Consider the following 22,606-nt stretch of genomic DNA (forward strand, 5'->3'; position numbering starts at 1 on the left):
TTACATCATTCCAGGTGCATCAAGATCACTGCCATCAACCAGACGTGAGTAGCGATAAGGTGCGGGGTCAACAATCGGGGTATCCCCGGTCACTAAATCGGCCGCCAGACGGCCCGCACCCGGGCCGATCCCGAACCCGTGACCACTGTACCCGGCGGAAAGTACCAACCCCGGGATCTGCCGGACAGTTGAGATCACCGGGATAGCATCCGGGGTACTGTCTATCATCCCGCCCCAGGACTGTGACACACGCAGCCCCTGTAAGGCAGGAAATTCTTTTACCATCGCCGCAAGCCCCTGCCTGACCATGTCGTGGTCGGCTTGCGGATCCAGGATCCTGACCTTTTCAAACGGTGAAACCCCGTCCATCGACCAGCGCGCCAGGGTTTCCGGGCCACGGATAAACGCGGACAGCCCCGGCGCGACGGTTAAATTTTTACGACGTGCGCGGAACGTCTGATAAAAATGCCGGCTGTATTTCAGCCCCTGGAAGCCCGGTTCCAGCCGCCCTTTTCCGGAGACAGAAACGGTATAACCGCCATCGGACTGCGGGCGGCAGGCAAAACTGCCGGTATAAAACGGCGCGGTCACCACCTGGTCGATGGGATGGGTACGAAAGGCTGTGCCGATCACATTCCCCAGCGGCAATTCGAGACCATGCCGGCGGCAAAACAGGGAGGTCCAGACCCCGGCGGCACAGATCAACCCCGGAGGTTTTGATCAGTCCCCGCTCGGTGATCACACCGCTGACTTTACCGGCAGAAATATCCAGACCGCGTACCGCACATTGCTGAAACACCAAAGCGCCCTGCCGTTGTGTCGCCACCACCAGCCCCGGGGCGGCCTGCGACGGGTCTGCATAGCCATCATCGGGTGAATGGACACCCCCCAGCCAGTCGGTGGTACTGCCTGGTGTCAGGGCTTTTGCCCCGGCAGCATTGAGGATGTGACTGCGGACATCATAATGGCGGGCCATTTTCCCCCAGTTTTCCCAGGCTGCAATTTCCGCCGGGTCGCGGGTGGCGTACACCAGCCCGGATCGGCGAAAGCCGAGTTCTTCGCCGGTTTCTTCATTCAGTTCCTGCCAGCGCTGCAAGGCGTGAATAATCAACGGTAATTCCCGTTCATCACGATTCTGCTGGCGACACCAGCCCCAGTTACGGCTGGATTGTTCCGCACCGACCAGCCCTTTTTCGATAATCACCACCCTGAGTCCCTTGCGGGTTAATTCCCAGGCCGCGGCCGAACCGGAGATCCCGGCCCCGATAATCACCACATCGGCGGCATCCGGGAAATGGGGGCTGTCCTGTACATATCTTATCAATGCCGGCATAAAAAAATTATCCTCTGTTAAGCAGTGACACCGGTTTTAACGACATCCTGATGTTCATCCAGCCAGCCCTGGCGGAGTTCCGGCACCGCCCGTTTTAACCGTTCAAAGTAGAGTTCACTCGACGGTTTTGCGTAGTCCTCACGTGCAATCTGCGTCACAATCCGCCCTTGCTGCATCACTACAATGTCATCGCACACAGCCCGGATGGCATGCATATCATGGCTGATAAACAACACCGAAAGATTAAACCGGCGTCTGAGGTCGGCTATCAGGTCCAGGATCGCCGCCGCGACCACGGTATCCAGCGCTGACGTCACTTCATCGCAGATGATAATTTCCGGGTTGGCGGCCAGTGCGCGGGCAAGATTGACCCGTTGTTTCTGACCGCCGGACAATGAGGCAGGTTTACGATGGCGAACGGTGTCCGGTAACCTGACCAGATCCAGTAATTCTGAAATCCGCTGTTCCAGCGCGGCTCCGCGCAGCTTAAAAAAGTACTGCAACGGACGACTGAGGATCGCGGTCACAGTGTGTGCCGGATTCAGTGCCGTGTCCGCCATCTGAAAAACATACTGTATTTGCTGTAATTCCCGGACACTGCGCTGTCCGAGGTCACGGGAAATATAATGATGATTAAAAAGTAAATGCCCCGACCAGGCCGGATTGATGCCGGCGATGGCCTGTGCCAGCGTTGTTTTACCGGACCCGGATTCGCCGATGATCCCCACGGCCTGACCTTTCCACAGCCTGAGCTGAATATTCTCACTGATGCGGATTTTCGGGATGCCTTCGCTATTACGTGGCCCGTAACCGGCACACAAATCACGCACTTCCAGTAACGGATGCACATCTCCATGATCCCTGCTCCAGCCGCCGGGCCGCATCACCTGGCGTGCCGCGTCCATGAGCTGGAGCGTATAAGGCTGGCGGGCGTGGCTGAGCAGTTGCGCGGCCGGGCCGTATTCGACGATTTTTCCGCGTTGCAAAACCATAATCTGGTCTGCCATCTGCGCGACAACCGCGAGGTCATGGCTGACATAAATGGCCGTCATTTTGCGTGTTGAGACAATCTTACGAAACAGTTTCAGGACTTCCACCTGGGTGGTCACGTCCAGTGCGGTGGTCGGCTCATCGAGAATAATGACCTGCGGGTCTGCCATCAAAGCCATAGCCGTCATTAAACGCTGTAACTGCCCGCCGGACACCTGGTGCGGATAGCGCTGACCGATAGTCTCCGGGTCCGGCAAGGCCAGTTCTTTGAACAGGCCGATCGCTTTTTCCCGCGCTTGTGCTTTACTCATTTTTCCGTGGATCAGTACCGGTTCGGTGACCTGATCGATAATTTTCATGCCCGGATTGAACGACGCGGCGGCGCTTTGCGCGATATAAGCGACGTTATCCCCGCGAAATGCCCGCAACTGTGCCGGCGACAGCGCACTAACATCGCTGCCGGCGACCTGGACTTTCCCCGCGGTCACCCGGCAACCTTGACGGGCATAGCCCATCAGCGCCATTGCGATAGTCGTTTTTCCCGACCCGGACTCACCAATCAATGCCAGCACTTCCCCTTTTCTGACCGAGAAACTGATACCGCTAACCAGCTCAGTTTCCACTCCGTGATTGATGGCACAGACCTGCAGGTTATCGACCGACACCACCGCATTATCAGGATAGAAAGACACTGTCATACCTCCTCCTTCGCCAGCGCCAGCGTCGTCGGACGCAGACTTTGCAGACTGTCAATAAACAGGTTAACCCCGATGGTCAGGCTGGCTATCGCCAGCGCCGGCATCAGGACCGCCGGTGAACCGTTAAATAATCCCTGCATGTTTTCGCGGACCAGCGTTCCCCAGTCAGCCTGGGGGGGCTGTACGCCCAGTCCCAGGAAGCTGAGCCCGCTCAGCAGCAGGACGATATAAATAAATCTGAGGCCGAAATCTGCCAGCATCGGATGGATCATATTCGGCAGAATTTCAAAAAGCGCGATATAGGCCCGGCTTTCTCCGCGTAGTTGCGACACCCTGACGTAGTCCATGTTCCGTAACTGGCTGGCCAGGGCAAAGGCTATCCGATAGGCACCGGGCCAGTAGGTAAATACCGCCGTAACGATCAGCATCGGCAACGACGAACCAAAAACGGCGACAATCATCAGTGACAGGACTTTGCCGGGCAGAACCAGTAAAGCGTCATTGACTCGCCCGAGAATTTCTTCCAGCCAGCGGCCACTGACCGCCGCCAGCAGAGCCAGCAAGGTACCCACCACACTGGCCAGCACGGCCGCCGTCAGGGCAAGCCCGAGCGTATAGCGACTGCCATACAGGATGCGGGTCAGGATATCGCGCCCCAGATAATCGGTTCCCAGCCAGAACCTGGCAGAAAATCCACTGAACAGAGGCCCGCTGCCGATATCATTCACCGGATACGGGGCGATTTTGCTGCCCAGGATCGCCATCACTACCCAGAACAGCGTGATCAGTAACCCCAGCTTTCCGGAAAACCTGAGCGACTGAAAAAAAGACCATGCGGTGGAAAGGTATCTCATGAGCTCCTCCACTTCGGGTTAAAAGCGATAGTGATGATATCCGCGACCAGCAATAACAGCAGATAACAGGCGGCGAACAGCATGACGCAAATCTGTACTACCGGCAGATCCCGGTTACTGACCGCATCCACCAACTGGCTGGCCAGTCCGGGGTAATTAAAGATCGTTTCAATAATGATGACGCCGCCAAACAGATAAGACAGGCTGAGCGAGATGGCATTGGCGATAGCCCCGGCAGCATTGGGTAAGGCATGACGAAGCACGGCCCGGGCCGGTGACACGCCTTTGAGCAGTGCCATTTCCACATAGGGGCTGTCGAGCTGACTGATGATCGCCGAACGTGTCATTCTGGCCATTTGCGCCGTCAGTACACAACATAAGGTCAGCACCGGCAGTGCGTAAGCCTGAATAAAACTCATCAGATCCACATTCGGGCTGCCAAATGACATCGCAGAAACCCAATGCAGCCTGACGGCAAACACCATTACCGCGACGGTCGCTATCAGAAACTCAGGCACTGCAACCGTGGCCATAGTGCAGGTCACCAGAGCCTTATCGACCCATTTATCACGCTGCATGGCAGCAGAAAAACCGATAAACAGCGCCAGCGGGACAGACACCAGGGTCGTGACCGCGGCCAGTTCGAGCGTGGCCGGGATCCTCGGGGAGATCAGCTCAGAGACCGGTAACCGGCTGGCGTAAGAAACCCCGAAGTTCCCCTGTATCAGGCCGGTAAACCAGTGGTAATAGCGCACCGGCAAGGGCTGATCCAGCCCCAGCTGGTGGCGTAAAGCCGTCACCGTTTCAGGTGTCGCATTTTGTCCGAGGATCATTTGTGCGGCATCACCGGGTAATAAACTGGTGATGAAAAACACCACCATGGAAACGATGAGCAGCGTCAGAATGCCCGACCCGATCCGTCGGGCGATCAGCAACATCATAAAACGGTTCATGGGCTTCTCCTTGTTAATCAGGCGGTCAGCCACACATTTTCGTGGAAACGGTACCCCATCATCATGCCTGACGGGCTGGACGCCAGCCCTTTCACCCGGTGGCTGTAACCATCCAGCGAGCTGACAAAAACAGGCACCAGTGTGCCGCAATGGTTGTAGATCAGCGTCTGCATGTCCCCGTACATCTGTTTGCGTTTAGCCTCATCACGAACGCCGCGCGCGGCCACCACCAGCTGATCAAACTGCGGGTTATGCCATTTTGATTCGTTGTTTGCCGCCGTGGAGAGATAGAACTGAGAAAACAACAGGTCGACCGTCGGCCGTGGATTAACCGATCCGTACCCGATAGGATCTTTCATCCAGTGTGTCGACCAGTAGCCTTCATAAGGAACACGGCGCACATTAATATTCAGCCCGGCGTTACGGGCAATATTCTGCATCATCAGTGCACCTTCCTCGGCGGCGTCCAGGGTCGGTGCGGTGACCACTTCAACACTGGCTCCGCTCATCCCTGCTTTCTTCAGATAGAAACGGGCTTTATCGGTATCGATCGGCCGGGGTTTGAGATCCGCATTGTACAGCGGATGCCAGGGGGGCACCGGGGTATCATTGCCGGGGGTGCCGTAGCCCAGTAACGCGGTATTGACCATCATCTCCCGGGGCTGGAGATATTTCATCGCCATCACGAAATCTTCATTTTTGCCCGGGGTGATATCTGTGCGGATAATCAGGTCGGTATACATGCCCGATTTACTTTCCAGAACGCCAAACTGCCCGCCACTGTTTTTTAACCGCTGAGCATAATCCGGGCTGATCGACGAGCAGATATGTAAATCACCGGACATCAGTCCGTTAACGCGGGCGGCCTGGTCAGGTACGCCCAGCAGTTCAATGTCGTCAAGATGAGGCAGTCCGGGCTTCCAGTAAGCGGTGTTACGTTTTCCGAGGGTATGCAACCCGGGGACGAAGGCCTGACAGACAAACGGCCCGGTGCCGATCCCTTTGTTAAAATCGGTGGTGTCTGCCGGCACAATCAGGAACGCAGGCATCGCCAGCATCAGCGGCAGGTCAAAATTCGGCCCCTGCAGAACAATCTCGACCTGCTGCGGGCTGACGGCGGTCAGCGTTTTAAACTGTTGCGCCAGGCTAAACACACTGGAGGCGACGGAAGGATCCTTATGCCGGGACAAAGACCAGACAACATCGTCAGCCGTCAGGCTTTTACCGTTATGGAAGGTGACCCCTTTGCGGAGCGTGATCTGCCAGCGGATGCCGTCATCCGACTGCAGTGCGGTCGCCAGTGCTGGTGTGGCGACTAATGTCTGGTTAATTTCGGTTAACCCGTTATAGAACATATACTGGCGGGTATAGTCTGCGCTGTTGTTGGCTTTTGCCGGGTCCAGGGTATCGGTGGCTGACGAGTTTGACATCGCCGCCCGCATTTTACCGCCTTTTACCGGCACTTCCGCGGCCAGGGCACTGGCAGAGAAACCGGGCAGGCCGCTGCCGATCACGGCCCCGACAGAGAGGAGCTTAATCAGGTCACGCCGGGAAAGGGATCCCCGGTTCAGGGAACGGGTTAACGTGTGCTGGTTCGGAAAATCTTTATCATCTTTGCTCATCGACGCTCTCCGCAATTGGAACGATTCAGTTAGAACAGGCGATCTTTCGCTTTGTAATACAGCCCGGTCAGTGGCAGAAACCAGGGCTTGCCGAAATAGCCAGGCACCGGTGCCCAGGGTTTATCATTCCAGGGGTTGTTGTCTGCCCGGCCACTGATAAGGTCTGCCATGACATTCCCCATCCATACCGACATCTGGGTACCGTGACCGCTGTACCCCATGGTGTAATACACGCCATTTTCTTCTCCGGCATGGGGCAGCCTGTCGGCACTCATATCCACCATCCCTCCCCAGCAGTAATCCACCGGTGCAGAGGCCAGTGCCGGAAAGACCTTGCCCATGGCACTGCGCAGTATTTCTCCGCTACGGCTGTCTGAGGCAGGATTGCTGATGGCAAAACGTGCCCGGCCGCCGAATACCAGCCGGTGATCGGCAGTGGTACGGAAATAATTGCCGATATTCATTGAGTTAACGTAGGTTCGGTCATGAGGCAGTAACCGGTGCAACAGATCCGGGGCCAGCGGTGCGGTCACGATAATAAAACTACCCACCGGTACAATGCGCCGCTGAACCCAGGGGAAAGGCCCGTCAGATGAACAACCGGTCGCCAGTAAGACTTTATCGGCGATGATGTCCCCTTTGGCGGTAGATATCCGGTGGCGCTGACCGGAGAGGCGGGTCATCGCCGTGACCGCGTGATGTTCATAAATACGGGCACCGTGGCGTACCGCGGCCTCTGCCAGACCGACCCCGAATTTCCCCATATGCATACTGGCACCGCGCTGTTGCAGTAATCCACCGTGGAAGGCCTGACTGTCAATTTCCCGGCCAATGTCTGCCGCGGAGATAAGCTCGACCTCCGGGTCCACCGTTTTACGCATCAGCTCACAGGCTGCCCGCAATCCGTCGAAATGGGCCGGTTTACTGGCCAGCTTGAGTTTTCCGCAGAACCGGAAGTCACAGGCAATGTCTTCCTCTTTGACGATCCCGCTGACATAATTCACCGCAGAATCGTAGGCGCGGTACATTTCAGAGGCTTTTTCCAGTCCTTTTCTGGCCACCAGGTCGGCGAAGCTTTTGGCAATGCCACTGTTGCAATGGCCCCCGTTTCTGGCCGAGGCTTCGCTCATAATGCCGTTTTTTTCCAGAACCACGACATCAATCCCCTGCTTAGCCAGACTGCGGGCCGCAGAGATCCCGCTGAATCCTCCGCCGATGATCACGACATCTGCCCGTTCAGGTAATGGCGTTTGTGCTGCCCCCTTAAACACCGGGGCATTGGCCTGCCAGAAAGATTCCAGTTTCATCAGTCTGCTCCCGGGTTACATGCCAACAACCGCAGGCAGTTCGTTGATGCCATTGATTTCTGTGTAACGGTAGCCCGGGTTACCTGGCTCATGTCCGCGGTTTACAAAGACTTTGTGGGTGATCCCCAGGTCATCCGCCGTCATCAGGTCGTAACGTAAGCTGGAGGAGACATGCAGGATCTCTTCCGGACCACAGCCCAGTTTATTCAGCATGTATTCAAAGCCCTGCATATGCGGCTTATAGGCACCGGTCTCTTCCGCGGTGATCGCCATATGGATAGGTGCGCCCAGCCGCGGAATATGGTGCGGGATCAGGTCTTTCATGGAGTTGGTCAGCAGGACTAACGGAAATTCTTTCGCCAGTACAGCCAGCCCTTCCGGCACATCCGGATGCGGCCCCCAGGTAGCACAGTCGCTGTAGATGTAATCGGTATCTGCCGGTTGCCAGTCGACTCCCCACTTCCTGCAGGCACGCTGCAGGGCCTGGCTGACCACGTCGTAGTAGGGCTTCCATGCCCCGAGAACTTCATCCAACCGGTAGGAGGAGAAATCGCGGATAAAGGCAGGCATCACATCCGCGGGTACACGGTCGGCGAAACGCCGCGAGGCGGCCCCCGCCATATCGAAATTAATCAGCGTGCCATAACAATCAAACGTGATAAATTTAGGTTTGAAAACGCCCATGATATTCTCCTGCTTGAGGTAGTGAGTTAGAAATCGATTAAAACGCTTTTTTGCCGCTGACAGGCCTGGAAAGCCTGCTTACCCAGGTCCTTACCTATCCCTGACCCCATAAAACCGCCGGTCGGAATAATAAAGTCTCCGCTCCGGCCGTAGCGATTGACCCACACGGTGCCGGCATCCAGTGACTTTATGGCGCGCAGCGCGACCGCCAGCGTTGAGGTATGTACTCCGGCACAGAGGCCATAGGTCTCATGCCGGCACAGCGCAAGCCCCTCTTCTTCATCGTCAAATAACTGGAGAGTGAGCACCGGGCCGAAGATTTCTTCGCGCACCGCACAATTCTCGCGACTGACCCCGCTGAGCAACGTCGGCCGGTAAAACCAGCCTTCGCCGGTACCTGCAAAACGTTCACCCCCGGTCAACACTTCGGCCCCCTGCTCACGGGCAAGCGCCACAATCCCGGCGACTTTTTCACCCTGACGGTGATCGATTAGCGGGGAGTAGCGGCTGCTTTCAAGCCAGGTATTGCCCGGCGTCACCTGACTGCACAGCCTGATAAGATGTTCCGTCACCGCCGGGGCGATGCCGCGCTGAATGACCAGCCGGGTCCCGGCAACGCAGGCCTGGCCGCCGTTGGCGGTAAAGCCGCGGAAGATACGTAAGGCGATGGCTTGCGGGTCACCGGCATCATCGAACACCAGTTGCGGACTTTTACCGCCGAGTTCGAGGGTAACGGGTTTCATACCATGGACCGCCGCATCACTCATTATTCCGGCGCCTGTGGCGGTTGACCCGGTGAAGGAGACTTTCCTGACCAGCGGATGCTTCACCAGTGCACTGCCGGTGAGCTGACCGCGGCCCTGGACGATATTCAGCACCCCGGCCGGTAACCCTGCCCTGACCGCCAGTTCTGCCATGCGTGCGGTCGAAAAAGGGGTCAGTTCAGACGGTTTCAGTACCACGGCGTTGCCCGCCGCCAGGGCCGGCCCGCATTTCCAGGAGGCCATTGATAGCGGAAAGTTCCAGGGGGTGATCGCCCCGACCACCCCGTAAGGCTCAGGGATCACCATGCCAAGGCTGTGGCTGGCGGTCGGCAGCAGGTCGCCACTGTATTTGTCGGCACATTCACCGTAGAAACGGATAGCCGCCGCCGTAAACGGAATTTCATGCTGCATCACCTCCGTCACCGGTCGGGTGGAGCCTGCCGCTTCGAGCCGCCCTAAATAGTCGCTGTCCTGCTCAATCAGATCGGCCCAGCGGCGCATCACCGCCCCGCGTTCACGCGGAGAACAGGCAGACCAGCCACTTTCCTGACGGGCGTTTTCCGCAATATTCACCGCATCATCGACGTCATTAATTCCGGCTTCTGACAGTGAGGCATAAGTTTTGCCATCTGAAGGACGATTGACCGCGAGACTGCCCTCTTTCATTTTGAGGTATTCGCCGCCAATAAAATTCCCTTCAGGGATATCAATTTTATCCGGATCAAAACTCAGCATATATTTACCTTTATTTTAAACAGGAGATGAAAGTGAGAATTCATTACGCCGCTGTCTTCCCTGTGATTAATGCAGAAGGCGTGCCAGATATTTAAAAAATTTAATGCGTTTCATGAAGGGCAAAAAAAAATTTAATGCCGAATCCCGAAGTCAGTTAACGGTAAATTTTTGGTTATTTATAACCTAATGATTTATATAGGTTTATAAAAATCTTCTTCCGCTTATCCATTGTGCAGCACTGCACCGGCAGAGTGCGGTGTGGCTTGCCGGCAGAGAAATACGTTGATCCCGGGGATTTATAAATAAGAAAATCATCTGTATTTTCCTTTTCCTCTCCGGAGTAATAAACCATTCCTATCGGGCACCGAATTTCCCCCTGCCCGGATTGTTCCTCCCGCAGAAAACAGATAATAAGAATATTTACTGATAAGACTTTACTATCGCTGTACATATTTATTGAATACCGCCGCCGCCCTGCAATAGTCACCGCGGGGTTTATTTTGCGGATTATTGTTTCAGTGCTCTGCGCACACAGCACTCCCGGACAGAGAGTTTTTTTATCCGGTTAATTTTGCAATAAAGGAAGGACGATCGATTAAGAGAAAGTATGAAACAAGAGTAATTCTCAGGGGCCGTCTGAGGGCAGGTGTGATTGTCCGGTAACCGGGGAATTCACCGAAGGTCAGACGTACCGGAGAGATTGCATTGACGATCAAATCTTTATCAATACTTTCACCACGACGAATAAAGTTGCGGGCTGTGTTCCTGAAACTGATAAAGTCACTGATGTCCGGTTAATTAACTTTTCCCGGCGCCGTCGGATATTTAAATTGCTTTTGATGATGTGACAACAGAAGTAAAGCAACAGCCGTTATAAGAGAAATGATAATGATCACCCACCAGGTCGTAATGTATCCGAAGGATTGAATACAAGCCCCCATCAGAATACAGGCAGGCATTAACCCTAAACTCCTCAACGTCGTCATTATGCTGTTTATACGCCCGCGATGGCTCACCGGTGATTGATTGGCTAAATACACCCCTTCTTTTGTCAAAAGCAGCACTTCTCCTGCGGAGAGGAAAAACCATGCCACAAACTGCATCGCGATCGGGCTAAATAACATGACGAATAAGTAGCCTGCTGCAAATAAAAAACCGGCTAACGCAAGGCTTTTTATCTCGCATGTTTGACCGGTGACCCTTATTAATATCGGAGTGATGATAACCACCAGCAGACTTGCAAAGGTCATCAGCTGACCAAATAACAAGGGACCGTTCTCACCATAACGATGAGCCAGGAAAAGCGGGGTGACTATCGTCATCTGGTTTACGCTAAACCAGAGAAAAGTGCATAGAACCCCGAAAACCAGCAGCCATGGCCTCTCTTTGAAGACCCGCCATACCGTGCCTTGCTTCGCTTCCTCAGCGTCACCAGGTTCTGCGGGAGGTGTCAGACGACGCTCATAGTGATGACGCACACCCAATATAACGATCAAAATGCCGATTAAACCGGCTAAACCGTTACCAATAAAAATCCAGGCGGTATGATCCCTGAACAGATACCCCGCCAGCACAGGCCCGACACCCGATCCTAAATTATAAGAAAGATAGCTGAAAGATATCACCGCATTTCTGTTTTCCGGGGTCGATAAATCAGCCACCAGGGCATTACTCGCAGGAAGCGCAATTCCGAAGAAAAAATAACTGATAAAAAGTAAGACAGGCAGCATTAAATGCCAGTCATGGAAAAAGCCACTCAGTATAAGCACTCCCGAACCGGCGAGTTCGCCAAAGACCATTATTTTTTTATGGCCAAGGCTGTCAGAAAGTTTCCCCCCTGAAAAGTTGCCCAATAAATAGAATAACGTCACTCCCATGGCTAATCCCCCGGCGGAGGTCGCTGAATAGCCCAGCTTCAGGGTAAGCAACAGGAAGAGAAAAGGGATTATAAAATTACCCAGGCCCAGTACGAATCTTGCTACCGCGATGTAATAAATATCGGTCGGTAACCCCCGATATATAGAGAATGAATTTACAAATTTTTTAAGCAATGAGAACTCTCTCTGGATCCGGCAAAATACAGAACGTAAAATGCCTTATCTGAGCAGTGTAATCTATATTCCGTGTATTTTTTATCGTTATCTCTCTGATGAATTTATCGTTAGATCAATGCCGGAGAAACTTTCTCCCCTCCGGCCAGGATGAGGTCGCCCTCAGGCAGTCTGCCTTCAACGCCCCAGTTGAGAAATCACGTCCCGCGAGGCATTGTCCCGCTGTTCCGCAGTCAGTTCACGTAACTGGCCCTGGTGCATTTCAAGGACTCTGTCGGCAACGTCGAAATAATCATCATCGTGACTGATGATCATCAGGGTCTTACCCTGCGCCCGGAACCAGGGCAATAATTCGCGATAAAAATAGCGTCTGAACTGCGGATCCTGCTCGGCGGCCCATTCATCCAGAAACAGAATATCGCGGCGGGCAGCCAGGGCCAGCAACAGCGCCACCCGTTTCTGCTGCCCCTGCGACAGGTCCAGCGTGGACAGTTGATTATTCTCAATACTGACCTTTCCCTGCAGGCCAAGTTTCTCCAGCCACAGTTCAGCCAGCGCTTCATCCCCGCTTTCCGGCGTCACAAACACGGTTTTAAACAGATAAGGCCGGGTAAATACCACCGAGAACAACGACTTCAGCTCTGCGGTATTCAGTGGCTGATCATCCAGCCAGACGCCGGCCCCGGCGCTGGCATACAAGCCGGTCAGCATCTGACTGAGGGTCGATTTGCCGGAACCGTTAGCTCCGATGATAAATACGATTTCACCACGATTAAGCCGGGCAGAGACCGGTCCGACACTGAAACCGGATTGCGGGTAATGCCAGCTCAGGTTTTCCCAGCGCAGGGTCTGCCAATCGGCAGGCAGCGACACGTCCGTTTCCGGCAGTGCTTCCTGATCCGGGGCCAGCATCCCGGTTATTTTTTTAAATGCCAGTTCACCACTCAGTAATGTCGGCCAGGCCCCGATAGCCTGCAGCAACGGGGAGCGCAGGAACAACACCGTCAGGGAAAACGAGGTTGCCACCGTGCCGGAAATCCAGCTCATGGCCTGTGAAGCCAGGAAAATCAGGCCTGTCAGCCCCAGCATCATAATATTGGACCAGTTAATGGCCGAGAGGTGAAAACTGTCGGCGCGGATAATATGCTGCCGGTAGCCTAGCGCCGCTTGCTGGTAGTCATTCTCATAGAAATGCCGGGCACGGGCCGGATCAAGCGCCAGCTCTTTATTACCGTGGATGATAACCTGGAAGACATCCTGCAAATCAGTTTCATAATGACGGACTTCCCGCAGGTGCAGGTAAACCCGTGCCACCATCCGGTAACCTGAGTAAAAGGTCAGCCCCATCCAGACGACGACAATGGCCAGTACCGGCAGAGAAAGATAGCCGAGATACCCGATAGCCACGATCCCCAGGACGATCCCCTGAATCAGCTCCGGCAGACGAACGAACGCCAGTGTAATATTACGGATATCCGGCCCCAGCATCGATAGCAGTTCCCCGTTGCCCTGTTGCTCCAGCTGGTCCGGCGACATGCCCAGCAGTTGCAGGATCATCCGGCTGCGCTTCTTCCAGATAAAGTGGTGTCCCAGCGCGGTCAGTGTCCACTGAGCCGCCAGCGTCACCAGCAATAAGGTGATCAGCAAGCACGCCAGTTTCGCAAGCCCGATTTGCAGTGAACTTTCCTGCGCCAGCGTCTGGTTGATATAAGAAATCGTAAAAATGCCCAGACAGGCACTGAGCAGGTTTAGCAGGATAATTCCGGCTATCGCCGGCAGGTGGTGCTTCAGAACTGATTTAAGTAACAACATAGTTTTCTGCAGAAAATTCCCGCCAGCACAGGCGGACGGGAAGAGAAAGGACAATCAATGCAGTGATCAGAAATCCACACTCACTGACAACTTCACGGTACGAGGATCACCCTGGGTCAGATAGCCACTGTCCTGACCTATGGTTTCCCAGTACTTCGCATTCGTTACGTTTTCTACCCCGGCACGCCAGGTCAGGCGTGTTTGCTGCCACGGCATCGCATACTGGACGCCGAGATCCAGCCGCGTCCAGGCCGGCATACGCAGGCTATTATTGCTGTCCGCATACTGATGACCGGAGTGCATCAGTGTGCCGTTAACCGTCACGCCCTGCATGCCCGGCACGTCATATTCCGTGTACAGCCGCCACTGGTTACGGGGAACACCTACCGCATCCTTACCGTTTGCCGACCCGTACATGTTATTCATGACCGGCTTCAGCCAGGTGGTCCCGGCATTCACCCGCCAGCCCAGTACCGGTTCACCAAAGACATTCAGTTCTACCCCCTGGTTACGCTGCTCACCGGACAGACGGTAAATATTATCACTGCCCAATACGCCAGCCATCTTACGCATATCGAACAGCGCCAGGTTGCCACCGAACCGGTCACGCTGGACTTTCAGTCCGATCTCATTCTGCCGGGTACGCCCGATACCGGTGATCTTCCCGGCATTGGAGGCATTGAAAGGTGCTGCATTCGCGGCCTGAAGGCCCTCGATATGGTTGGCATACACCGATAGCCAGTCACGGGCTTTCCAGACTGCGCCATAGACCGGGGACCAGCGATGTGCATCAAATGCCCCGTTCGTGTCTTCTGCACCGCTGTATTCATAATTGCGGATACGTAATTTCTGATACCTGGCTCCGGCAGTAAAAAGTAACCGGTCATCCAGCACGCCGACGGTATCGGAGAACGAAATGCCGTTATTTGCCGTCCGGCTGCGGACCGAAGGCGCGGACATATTGCCGCCGGTATAGAGAATTCCGGTCGGTTCCACGGCGGTCGGCTGGTAAATATTCGGTCCGGTAAATGCCCCGGACATCTGATAAGCACTGCCTGCCCGGTTATAGATCCCGGAATAGCCGAGATTGACCTGGTGGCTGATGTCGCCGGTCCGGAACTTACCGCGCACACCGGCCATTCCGCTCACAGTGTCTGCGGTGTAATGGGTATTCAGCAGGTTCATGTCTGAATCACCGGCCATGTTGTAGACCACCGGAGAAGCACTGGCTGACCATTCATTGGTGTGGCTGCCGCCAATGGCACTGTAAAGCACCCAGTCCGGCGTCAGGTGATAGTCATTCTTCAGCATGGCATAACGGGTGGTCAGGTCGGCATAATTCCAGCTCTGGCCATAGTTGGTTCGCGGGTCTGGTACCTCAGGCAACGCTGTCATTCCCTCGTCCAGTTTGATCCCGGCACGGCCGTTATGGATAGTGGATTTCACATACCCCAGGTCCAGGGAGCTGTCGAACTTTTCGCCGCGGTAATCCAGGCCCAGAAACGCCGCTGTGGTCCGGTCTTTTTCATGACGAATTTCAGTTTCGCCTTCCCGGTGGACCACGTTCGTCCTTACGCCGAACTGGTTATTGTCGCCGAACCGCTGGCCGATATCTGCACTGATCCCGGGTTGACTGCGTGAGTTATAGTCCACATTCAGACGACGGACAGGAGAAGCCGTGGCGTGCTTCGATTCAATGTTAACGTTCCCCCCGACGCCGGTCCCGGCGGCCGGGACACCGTTCAGGAAGGCGCTGGACCCTTTGATCAGCTCTACCCTGTCCACATCCTCCAGCGGCAGGATCTGGCGGGGCAAAATGCCATATAAACCATTCAGGCCAATATCATCGCCGTACAGATCAAAACCACGGATGCGAAAACCTTGAGAAAAGTTTCCGTAGCCGCGCACACTCTGAACAGAAGCGTCATTTTTCACCACATCCTGCAGCGTACGGGCCTGCTGAGCGTCCAGCAAAGTTGAGGTATAGCTGATCACGCTGAAAGGCACATCCAGCGATTTCTGCTCTCCCAATACCCCCAGCCTCGCACCGTTGGCGATGCCGCCGTCGAGAAACGCCGGTACCGGGTCCTGACCGTTATTGGTATCAGCGCCCGGCGGGCTGGCGGTCACTGTCAGTGTCTCAGGCCGGACTTGCGTGTCAGTCTCCGCGGCCAGCACCGGGACACTGACCGGTAACAGAGCGATCAGTACAGCCTGACGGAGGACGTCCGGGCGGAATAAAAGGCGAGTTTTGTACATAGTTTCAACCTGCGAGCAGAGTAGTTTCTAAAATATTTCGCCGCACGGAGGCTTTCCTCCACGACAAAGTTCCTGAAAGGTGCTGTAAGCGCAGGATAGTAATGCAACTCTTTATCATTTGCATTATTATTCCTGGATATTTACCGCCAGTGATGGAATAACGTCATGCCTTTACCCCACACCTCTGCGAGCGCAACACTGACTGAAGTTCCGGCCAGTATTGTCTGTCACCCGCACCAGTTTGAGGCCCTGCTCCCCGGCGGCTGGACGGCCTGTTCCCCGGCCCGCAAAGTCGCCTGGCTGTCACTGTGGTCACAATGGTTTTTTGCAGATGCACTGATCAACTGGGCCGATCAGTTATGCAGTGAACAGCGTGCCTGTCCGCTGTGGGAATTTAACGGTCAGCTGACGCTGAATGCCGCGGGCTGCCCGGAACGCTGGCATCAGCGGGGTGAACCACTGCGCGGGCTGACGCCCGCTCAGCAACATCAGCAGACAGAGCAGTTAATCTGTCAGTTTATTACCCCGGTGTGTCAGACCCTCTCGTCCCTGGCGGGCAATAATCTTACGGTGTTCTGGAGCAATGCCGCGGTGCGGTTATGGCAGGGTATGCAGCAGGCCGACAGCAAAGCAGCCGATGTCCGGATATTCCGCGACCTTTTTTCTGCCAGCCATTTCACCGACGGCAGTATTAATCGTCTGAAAGCCCCCTTGCGCACACTGAAAACGCCTGACGGTGAAGACAAAACCGAACGCCGCCATTGTTGTCTGATCTTCCGGCTGGACGATCATCAGAAATGTGCCTCCTGCCCGCTGGAAAAATGCGGTAAACATTAATCCCGGAGAGATCCCGTGAAAAGTACCCCCCCGGCACCGCCGGAAGCGACCTTTCGCCTTCATCAGGCACAGGTATCCATGGGTCACCGGCAGTTACTTAGCCCCCTGACCCTCGAATTTACGCCTCAGCGAGTGACCGGGTTAATCGGTCATAATGGCTCAGGTAAATCGACCCTGATAAAACTGCTCAGCCGGCAGAACCCTGAGTTTGACGGGGAGATTAGCTGGCGGGGTAAACCCCTTCACCAGTGGGGGGCCCGCGAATTTGCCCGTCAGGTGGCCTACCTTCCTCAGCACCTGCCCGTGGCAGAAGGAATGACCGTTACTGAACTGGTGGCACTGGGGCGCTATGCATGGCACGGAGCACTCGGCAGGGTGACCGATGAAGACAAAGACATCATCGCCAATGCCATCGAAAGCGTGTCGCTGACCCGGCAGGCCCGCCATCCGGTCGAACAGTTATCCGGCGGTGAACGGCAACGGGCCTGGATTGCCATGTGTGTGGTTCAGGGCAGCCATTGCCTGCTGCTGGATGAACCCACGTCTGCACTGGATATTGCCCATCAGAAAGAGGTGCTGTCAGTCATCCGTGATCTCTCACGGCAGCGTCAGTTAACCGTGATCATGGTGCTGCACGATATCAATATGGCGGCGCGGTTTTGTGATGAATTTATTGCGCTGCGCCAGGGCGAAAAAATATTCCAGGGCGGTGTCAGCGAACTGATGACAGAACAGCAACTGGAGCAAATCTATGGCGTTGCCATGGGTATCATTCGCCAGCCGGAGAACGGGGATCTCATCAGTTATGTCAGATAATTACCTGCCAGACGGCGACACGCCGATGCTGACCCGTCGTCAGATGCTTTGCCGCTCGGCACTGATAGTGGCCGCAGCCTCCCTGCCCGCCGGCGCTATCGCAGCAGCCCCTCCGGCGTCAGTGCCTCGGGTGGCGGCCCTGGAATGGTCGGCTGTCGAAACCCTGTATGCGCTCGGGATCACCCCTGTCGCTGTCAGCGATATCCGCGGTTACCATGACTGGGTCGCGGCACCGGTTCTGCCGCCACAGGTGACTGAACTGGGGTTACGCACCGAGCCAAACCTGGAACTGCTGGCCAGCCTCTCCCCGGATTTACTGATCCTGCCGGATCACTCCGCGTTGCCTGTCTCCCGTCTGCAGCAGATTGCTCCGGTATGGGAATACTCCTTCCGTGAGCCGGGTGAAACCCTGCTCAACACTGCCCGCGATAATATCCTGCAACTGGCCCTGCGCCTTCACCGCGAGGCTCAGGCACAACAGTTTCTCACCGGTTTCCGGCAGCAGATGGCCGGATACCGGCGTCAGTTAGCACCGATGGCGGGTAAAAAGATCCTGATGTTCACACTGCTCTCTCCGCGTCAGGTTCTGGTGCTGACGCATGACAGCCTGTTCGGGGAAGTGCTTGCCGCCACCGGACTGGAGTGTGCCTGGCAAGGGGCCACCAGCCTGTGGGGCAGCGTGATTGTCGGGACCGAACAGTTACTGACCTGTCAGGCGGATATTGCTTTACAGTTTTCACACCATGATACGTCTGTCACCACCGCGCTTGCCGGTTCGCCTCTCTGGCAGCAGATGCCGTTTAATCAGCAGCATCGGCGTTATTTGCTGGACCCGGTGTGGCTGTATGGGGGGCTCTGTTCTGCCCTGCGATTTGCCGGGGCACTGGCCCGCAGTGCCGGAGAGTGGCATGCGTAAACCTGTCGGGATCCTCCTTATTTTACTGCTGTGCCTGAGCGCCGCGGGCTTATTGCTCACCAATACCCTGCATTACGTTCATCCGCCCGGAATTGCACAGCTCACTCCCCCGGCCGCGGCCAATCTTCTTCTGCAACAACACCTGCTGTTTCAGTACAGCTTTCTGCCGCGTATCGCCGTTGCTCTGCTGGCCGGAGGCGCGCTGGGCCTTGCCGGCTGGCTATGCCAGTTACTGCTGAAAAATCCGCTGGCGGAGCCGGCCACGCTGGGAATAGCCTCCGGTGCTCAACTGGGGCTGACCCTGGCAACATTGCTGGGTGGCGGCGTGCTGGCCGGTCAGGGATTTTCGCTGGCCGGGGCCATGGTATGTATGCTGATTATTTTCGCACTCAGCCGTCAGCATCAGTTATCCACCCTGACCCTGCTACTGACCGGATTACTGATCGGCCTGTTCTGCTCTGCTCTGCAAAACGGGCTGACCTTATTCCGTCATGAACAATTGCAGGACCTGTTTATCTGGAGCAGCGGTGATCTGGCGCAGAACGACTGGTCGGTGGCGCGCCGTCTGGCACCGGTACTGATCCTGACCACGCTGCTGACACTGCTGTTTTCCCGTGCGCTGAACCTGCTGCGTCTGTCCGATGCCATCGTCGACAGTCTGGGAGGCCGCAGTCAGAAGATACGTCTGGTCGGGTTAGCGCTGGTGACAGTGTTATGCGGCTGGACGGTCAGTCAGGCCGGAATTATCGGTTTTATTGGCCTGTTTGCCCCGCAGATTTGTCGCCTTTATCCGCATCAACGGTTTATCAGTCATATGCTGCGGGTAATGCTGTTCGGCGCGCTGATTTTGCTTATCTGCGACCAACTGTCGATACTGGCAGGATCGGCGGGATACCCGTTGACTGCCGGCAATATCACGGCTATCGGCGGGATCCCGTTGATGCTATGGATCATCGCCCGGGCGCGTTTTGTGACTGCGCCGGACCTGCGGACACCGGTCAGCCGGACGCTGTCGATGAACGGTAAAAAGTGTGCGCTACTGGTACTGCTGATGATCATTGTGGCTCTGATCTGCTTCGCCATTCAAAGAAATGCCAGCGGGATCAGCTTCAGCGTCCATGACCCGCTGGCTTTCCGCTGGCCCCGGGCCATGGTCGCCGGCAGTTGTGGCGGTTTGTTAGCCATTGCCGGCGTTATCCTGCAGCGCCTGACCGCTAACCCGCTGGCCAGTCCGGAAGTGCTGGGGGTTAACAGTGGTGCGGCCTGCGGAGTGGTACTGATGCTGCTGTTCTTCCCGGTATCGGGCGGAATAGCCATGTTCCCGGCGGCGCTGGCCGGCGCACTGCTGAGCCTGGGGATAATTATCTGCTTTGCTTTTGGCAGACGCACATCTTCCCCGCGGATCCTGCTGGCCGGTACCGCACTGAGTGCACTGTCGGCAGCCGTCATCAGCATTCTGCTGGCGAGCGGTGCGCCAAATACCAGCCAGATCATCAGCTGGCTGTCAGGTTCCTCCCTGGGGGCAACCCCGCAGATGGCCCTGATCGGATTAGCACTCTTTCTGGTCGCTCTGCCGGTAGCATTGCTCTTTTCACGGTGGCTGACCCTCCTGCCGCTGGGACGTGAGGTCGCTTCCTCGCTGGGAATTGCCCTGCGGCCGGTCACCGCGGTATTGCTGATCTTTTGTGCGGTACTCAGTGCCTGCGCCACGCTGTTGCTTGGCCCGATGAGTTTTATCGGCTTACTGGCGCCCCGGGTGGTAAGCCAGGCAGGTCTCCGTTCGATGACCGTGGCGCTGCCGGTCGCGGCGGTGACCGGCGCGGTACTGATGATGGTGGCCGATACCCTGGGCCGGCTGGTGATTTTTCCTTTCCAGATCCCGGCCGGGATCATGGCGGTGTTACTCGGCACTCCGCTGTTTATCGGGTTGTTATGCGGCAAAAAGCGCAACGGCTGAAGCCCGACCGGTTCTGAAGGATGCCGGGCAGTGACGACGTTGCCGGGACACAGGAAAGCTGACGTGAATACACCGGGAGAGGTCTGCCCGGTAATGACAGGAACCGAACCCTGACCGGAAGAGACTGAGAGTGATGTTCTGTCCGGACAGGAAGCGGCTAAAGATGGAAAACTCCCCCGGCCGGCCTGGCCGGGAGAAACGGACTCAGAAAGAAACCACCGTTTTCAGCCCGGCGACCCAGGCATCCGGCGTACTGCCGGCACCGCCCGGATTATGCCAATACTGAATATCCGGCTGCAGTTCCAGCCAGGACGTCGCGCGAATGCGATAATACAGCTCGGCGTTGACCGAATGACTGATAGCCGGATACCCGTTCCCTCCCGGAAACTGCCCCTGGCTGGCAAACTGCAACTGCTCGTTCGCGTAACCACTCATTTTAATATAACTGACGCCCAGTCCCAGCCAGTCTTCGGGCCGCGCATCCAGTAATCCGCGATAACGCATCGACAGTGAACTGGTCAACCGCACACGGTTAGTACGCTGATCCGAAAGGCTGCCACTCCATGAAATACTCATCCCCCGGCTGGCATCGTCCGGGTGACGGGTGATCTGCTGGTTACCTGACGCCCAGATAAACCCGGTAGTTCCGTAGGTACGGTAGCCCTGAGGATCCCGGCTGCCATCCGGTTGCGACACACCCCGGGAAAGGTGCTGCTGGCGGGCATTGGTCAGCAGTGCCCCCACGTTGTAGACGCCGGGCAGTCCGTTGACCTGCGTTTTCAGTTCCGCCTCGACCGGGAACAATGCCCCGCGGCTGCCCCGGGTTGACCAGCTCCAGGCATGGCTGCGATCCGCCACACGCGGGTTCTGTTCCATCACCCCGGCTTTCAGGGTCCACTCCGGTGTCAGTTTATAGGCCAGTGTGGTGCCCCAGCTATGAACATTCCAGTTATTCCACAGCATGGCATTGGCGGATTTCCCGCCGCACTGACTTAATACCTGAAAATCACAAGGGATAGACTGGTCAAAGGTCTGAACCTTATTGATCAGTCCCACCCGCCAGGAGAGCCGGTGGTCCAGGAAACTGCGCGAAAACGTCAGCCAGCCCAGACGGGTAATCGACTGCCCGCCCCAGCTTTCCTGAGCCAGGTCGTTAAAGGGAATCGAGGGATTTTGCAGACGCGAGCTAGTCAGATTATTGTTATGGTTGCGGTTGACGATATTCCCTTCAATCGCTGCATCCGGAATACCGGTCAGGGCTTCCAAATTCTGATTAAAGGTCAGGGAGAACTGATCAATATATTCCGCTTTACTGTGGCTGTTATAGCCGCCCGCCATATTGAGCGCCGTCTGGCTGAGGTAGCCGAGAGAATAAGTAAAGCCGCGGGCTTGCAGTCCCGAACGCAGGCCTCCCGAATCGCCAAGCAAGCCTTCCCGGGGCGCTTCAAACCCCAGAACACTGTAATCCGGGACGGTTGCCAGCGCTGATGAAGATAAAAATAATGCCGTAATGATGACTGAAGGTTTAAAAGGGCCGTATTTCCCTGAATTATCCATATTCTCATCCTGAAAGATTATCCGTTATCCATTGACGGTGATATAACACTAAAGCCCGAATTAACAATATCCTGTAATAAAGCCAGCTGACGAGATAATGAGGCAGGAAAATCATTGTGCGAAAGACAGCAGATTTTTCTGCGCATTGAGGCACCTCATAAAGGTGGCTGATACTGTTTCCAGGCAGCGCGATGCCGCATAAGCCGCTGAATTCCGGCTACTGATCACACCCGCACACTGTATCATCCGCATTGTTCAGTGAAAGAGGATTTTGCTCTGTTCACTCAGTATTGTGACCCTTGTCATAATGAGATTACCGCCAGATGGGAATATTTCTGTTGCGGGCAACTGTTGAAAAATAATGTCCCTTCCCCGTCGGTCAGGGCCAGTGATGTTACAGAAAAAAACGTCACTGATATTACGTTGCCTGATAACAGAGACCCGTCCCCCGGCGACATGCC

General features: G+C 55.7%; 15 protein-coding genes and 1 pseudogene. 4 read left to right on the plus strand and 12 right to left on the minus strand.

What is annotated here, in order from left to right; all coding sequences use genetic code 11:
* The 11 genes and pseudogenes from GTPT_RS11050 to GTPT_RS11105 form a co-directional block, all read right to left on the minus strand.
* A pseudogene (locus tag GTPT_RS11050) lies at positions 1 to 1,333 on the minus strand (NAD(P)/FAD-dependent oxidoreductase).
* A 17-nt stretch (positions 1,334 to 1,350) separates the two neighbouring features.
* Positions 1,351 to 3,021, minus strand: a complete 1,671-nt coding sequence (locus tag GTPT_RS11055; RefSeq protein WP_029990291.1) for an ABC transporter ATP-binding protein — start codon at positions 3,019 to 3,021, stop codon at positions 1,351 to 1,353.
* Positions 3,018 to 3,875 (minus strand): ABC transporter permease, encoded by an 858-nt coding sequence (locus GTPT_RS11060; RefSeq protein ID WP_025901686.1) that lies wholly within the window; start codon positions 3,873 to 3,875, stop codon positions 3,018 to 3,020. Before GTPT_RS11060 ends, GTPT_RS11055 begins: the two co-directional genes overlap by 4 nt.
* Entirely contained in the window at positions 3,872 to 4,828 is a 957-nt protein-coding gene (locus GTPT_RS11065) for an ABC transporter permease (protein ID WP_025901687.1), read from the minus strand. Before GTPT_RS11065 ends, GTPT_RS11060 begins: the two co-directional genes overlap by 4 nt.
* A gap of 17 nt (positions 4,829 to 4,845) precedes the next feature.
* Positions 4,846 to 6,450 carry an ABC transporter substrate-binding protein gene (locus tag GTPT_RS11070; protein WP_029990292.1) on the minus strand — a complete coding sequence of 535 codons (1,605 nt, stop codon included), beginning with the start codon at positions 6,448 to 6,450 and terminating at the stop codon, positions 4,846 to 4,848.
* A 29-nt stretch (positions 6,451 to 6,479) separates the two neighbouring features.
* Entirely contained in the window at positions 6,480 to 7,757 is a 1,278-nt protein-coding gene (locus GTPT_RS11075) for an NAD(P)/FAD-dependent oxidoreductase (RefSeq protein ID WP_025901689.1), read from the minus strand.
* A gap of 15 nt (positions 7,758 to 7,772) precedes the next feature.
* Complete coding sequence (locus GTPT_RS11080; RefSeq protein WP_025901690.1) at positions 7,773 to 8,441, minus strand: haloacid dehalogenase type II; 669 nt, start codon at positions 8,439 to 8,441, stop codon at positions 7,773 to 7,775.
* A gap of 26 nt (positions 8,442 to 8,467) precedes the next feature.
* Positions 8,468 to 9,940, minus strand: coding sequence for an aldehyde dehydrogenase family protein (locus tag GTPT_RS11085; protein ID WP_025901691.1), 1,473 nt, complete (start codon positions 9,938 to 9,940; stop codon positions 8,468 to 8,470).
* A gap of 794 nt (positions 9,941 to 10,734) precedes the next feature.
* Positions 10,735 to 11,991: an MFS transporter gene (locus GTPT_RS11095; protein WP_025902009.1), complete on the minus strand. Its 1,257-nt coding sequence runs from the start codon at positions 11,989 to 11,991 to the stop codon at positions 10,735 to 10,737.
* Between the two features lie 177 nt (positions 11,992 to 12,168).
* Complete coding sequence (locus GTPT_RS11100) at positions 12,169 to 13,803, minus strand: multidrug ABC transporter permease/ATP-binding protein (protein WP_025902008.1); 1,635 nt, start codon at positions 13,801 to 13,803, stop codon at positions 12,169 to 12,171.
* Positions 13,804 to 13,869: 66 nt separating this feature from the next.
* Positions 13,870 to 16,062, minus strand: a complete 2,193-nt coding sequence (locus tag GTPT_RS11105) for a TonB-dependent receptor (RefSeq protein WP_029990295.1) — start codon at positions 16,060 to 16,062, stop codon at positions 13,870 to 13,872.
* 165 nt (positions 16,063 to 16,227) lie between these two features.
* On the opposite strand from GTPT_RS11105, the gene fhuF reads away from it, so the two are divergent.
* The 4 genes from fhuF to fhuB all read left to right on the plus strand — a co-directional run bounded on the left by fhuF (position 16,228) and on the right by fhuB (position 20,588).
* A complete protein-coding gene (fhuF, locus tag GTPT_RS11110) occupies positions 16,228 to 16,899 on the plus strand; it encodes a siderophore-iron reductase FhuF (protein ID WP_029990296.1) in 672 nt (223 codons plus the stop codon).
* Between the two features lie 78 nt (positions 16,900 to 16,977).
* Entirely contained in the window at positions 16,978 to 17,715 is a 738-nt protein-coding gene (locus GTPT_RS11115; protein ID WP_081671453.1) for an ATP-binding cassette domain-containing protein, read from the plus strand.
* Positions 17,705 to 18,631: a Fe(3+)-hydroxamate ABC transporter substrate-binding protein FhuD gene (gene fhuD, locus GTPT_RS11120; protein WP_025902004.1), complete on the plus strand. Its 927-nt coding sequence runs from the start codon at positions 17,705 to 17,707 to the stop codon at positions 18,629 to 18,631. Before GTPT_RS11115 ends, fhuD begins: the two co-directional genes overlap by 11 nt.
* Complete coding sequence (gene fhuB, locus GTPT_RS11125; RefSeq protein ID WP_029990299.1) at positions 18,624 to 20,588, plus strand: Fe(3+)-hydroxamate ABC transporter permease FhuB; 1,965 nt, start codon at positions 18,624 to 18,626, stop codon at positions 20,586 to 20,588. The genes fhuD and fhuB overlap by 8 nt, the downstream gene beginning before the upstream one ends.
* Positions 20,589 to 20,792: 204 nt before the next feature.
* On the opposite strand, the gene GTPT_RS11130 is transcribed toward fhuB, so the two are convergent.
* Positions 20,793 to 22,145 (minus strand): carbohydrate porin, encoded by a 1,353-nt coding sequence (locus GTPT_RS11130; RefSeq protein ID WP_038011383.1) that lies wholly within the window; start codon positions 22,143 to 22,145, stop codon positions 20,793 to 20,795.
* Between the last annotated feature and the right edge of the window lie 461 nt (positions 22,146 to 22,606).

Origin of the sequence: Tatumella ptyseos ATCC 33301 (assembly GCF_000735525.1) — a bacterium.
GTDB classification, from domain to species: domain Bacteria; phylum Pseudomonadota; class Gammaproteobacteria; order Enterobacterales; family Enterobacteriaceae; genus Tatumella; species Tatumella ptyseos.

Bases quoted from the DNA above. Each gene is read 5' to 3' on its own strand.
- GTPT_RS11075 (WP_025901689.1), bottom strand. From the start codon at position 7,757: ATGAAACTGGAATCTTTCTGGCAGGCCAATGCCCCGGTGTTTAAGGGG.
- GTPT_RS11115 (WP_081671453.1), top strand. From the start codon at position 16,978: ATGGGTCACCGGCAGTTACTTAGCCCCCTGACCCTCGAATTTACGCCT.
- fhuD (WP_025902004.1), top strand. From the start codon at position 17,705: ATGTCAGATAATTACCTGCCAGACGGCGACACGCCGATGCTGACCCGT.
- GTPT_RS11080 (WP_025901690.1), bottom strand. From the start codon at position 8,441: ATGGGCGTTTTCAAACCTAAATTTATCACGTTTGATTGTTATGGCACG.
- GTPT_RS11105 (WP_029990295.1), bottom strand. From the start codon at position 16,062: ATGTACAAAACTCGCCTTTTATTCCGCCCGGACGTCCTCCGTCAGGCT.
- fhuB (WP_029990299.1), top strand. From the start codon at position 18,624: ATGCGTAAACCTGTCGGGATCCTCCTTATTTTACTGCTGTGCCTGAGC.
- GTPT_RS11070 (WP_029990292.1), bottom strand. From the start codon at position 6,450: ATGAGCAAAGATGATAAAGATTTTCCGAACCAGCACACGTTAACCCGT.
- GTPT_RS11100 (WP_025902008.1), bottom strand. From the start codon at position 13,803: ATGTTGTTACTTAAATCAGTTCTGAAGCACCACCTGCCGGCGATAGCC.
- GTPT_RS11085 (WP_025901691.1), bottom strand. From the start codon at position 9,940: ATGCTGAGTTTTGATCCGGATAAAATTGATATCCCTGAAGGGAATTTT.
- GTPT_RS11060 (WP_025901686.1), bottom strand. From the start codon at position 3,875: ATGAGATACCTTTCCACCGCATGGTCTTTTTTTCAGTCGCTCAGGTTT.
- GTPT_RS11065 (WP_025901687.1), bottom strand. From the start codon at position 4,828: ATGAACCGTTTTATGATGTTGCTGATCGCCCGACGGATCGGGTCGGGC.
- GTPT_RS11130 (WP_038011383.1), bottom strand. From the start codon at position 22,145: ATGGATAATTCAGGGAAATACGGCCCTTTTAAACCTTCAGTCATCATT.
- GTPT_RS11055 (WP_029990291.1), bottom strand. From the start codon at position 3,021: ATGACAGTGTCTTTCTATCCTGATAATGCGGTGGTGTCGGTCGATAAC.
- fhuF (WP_029990296.1), top strand. From the start codon at position 16,228: ATGCCTTTACCCCACACCTCTGCGAGCGCAACACTGACTGAAGTTCCG.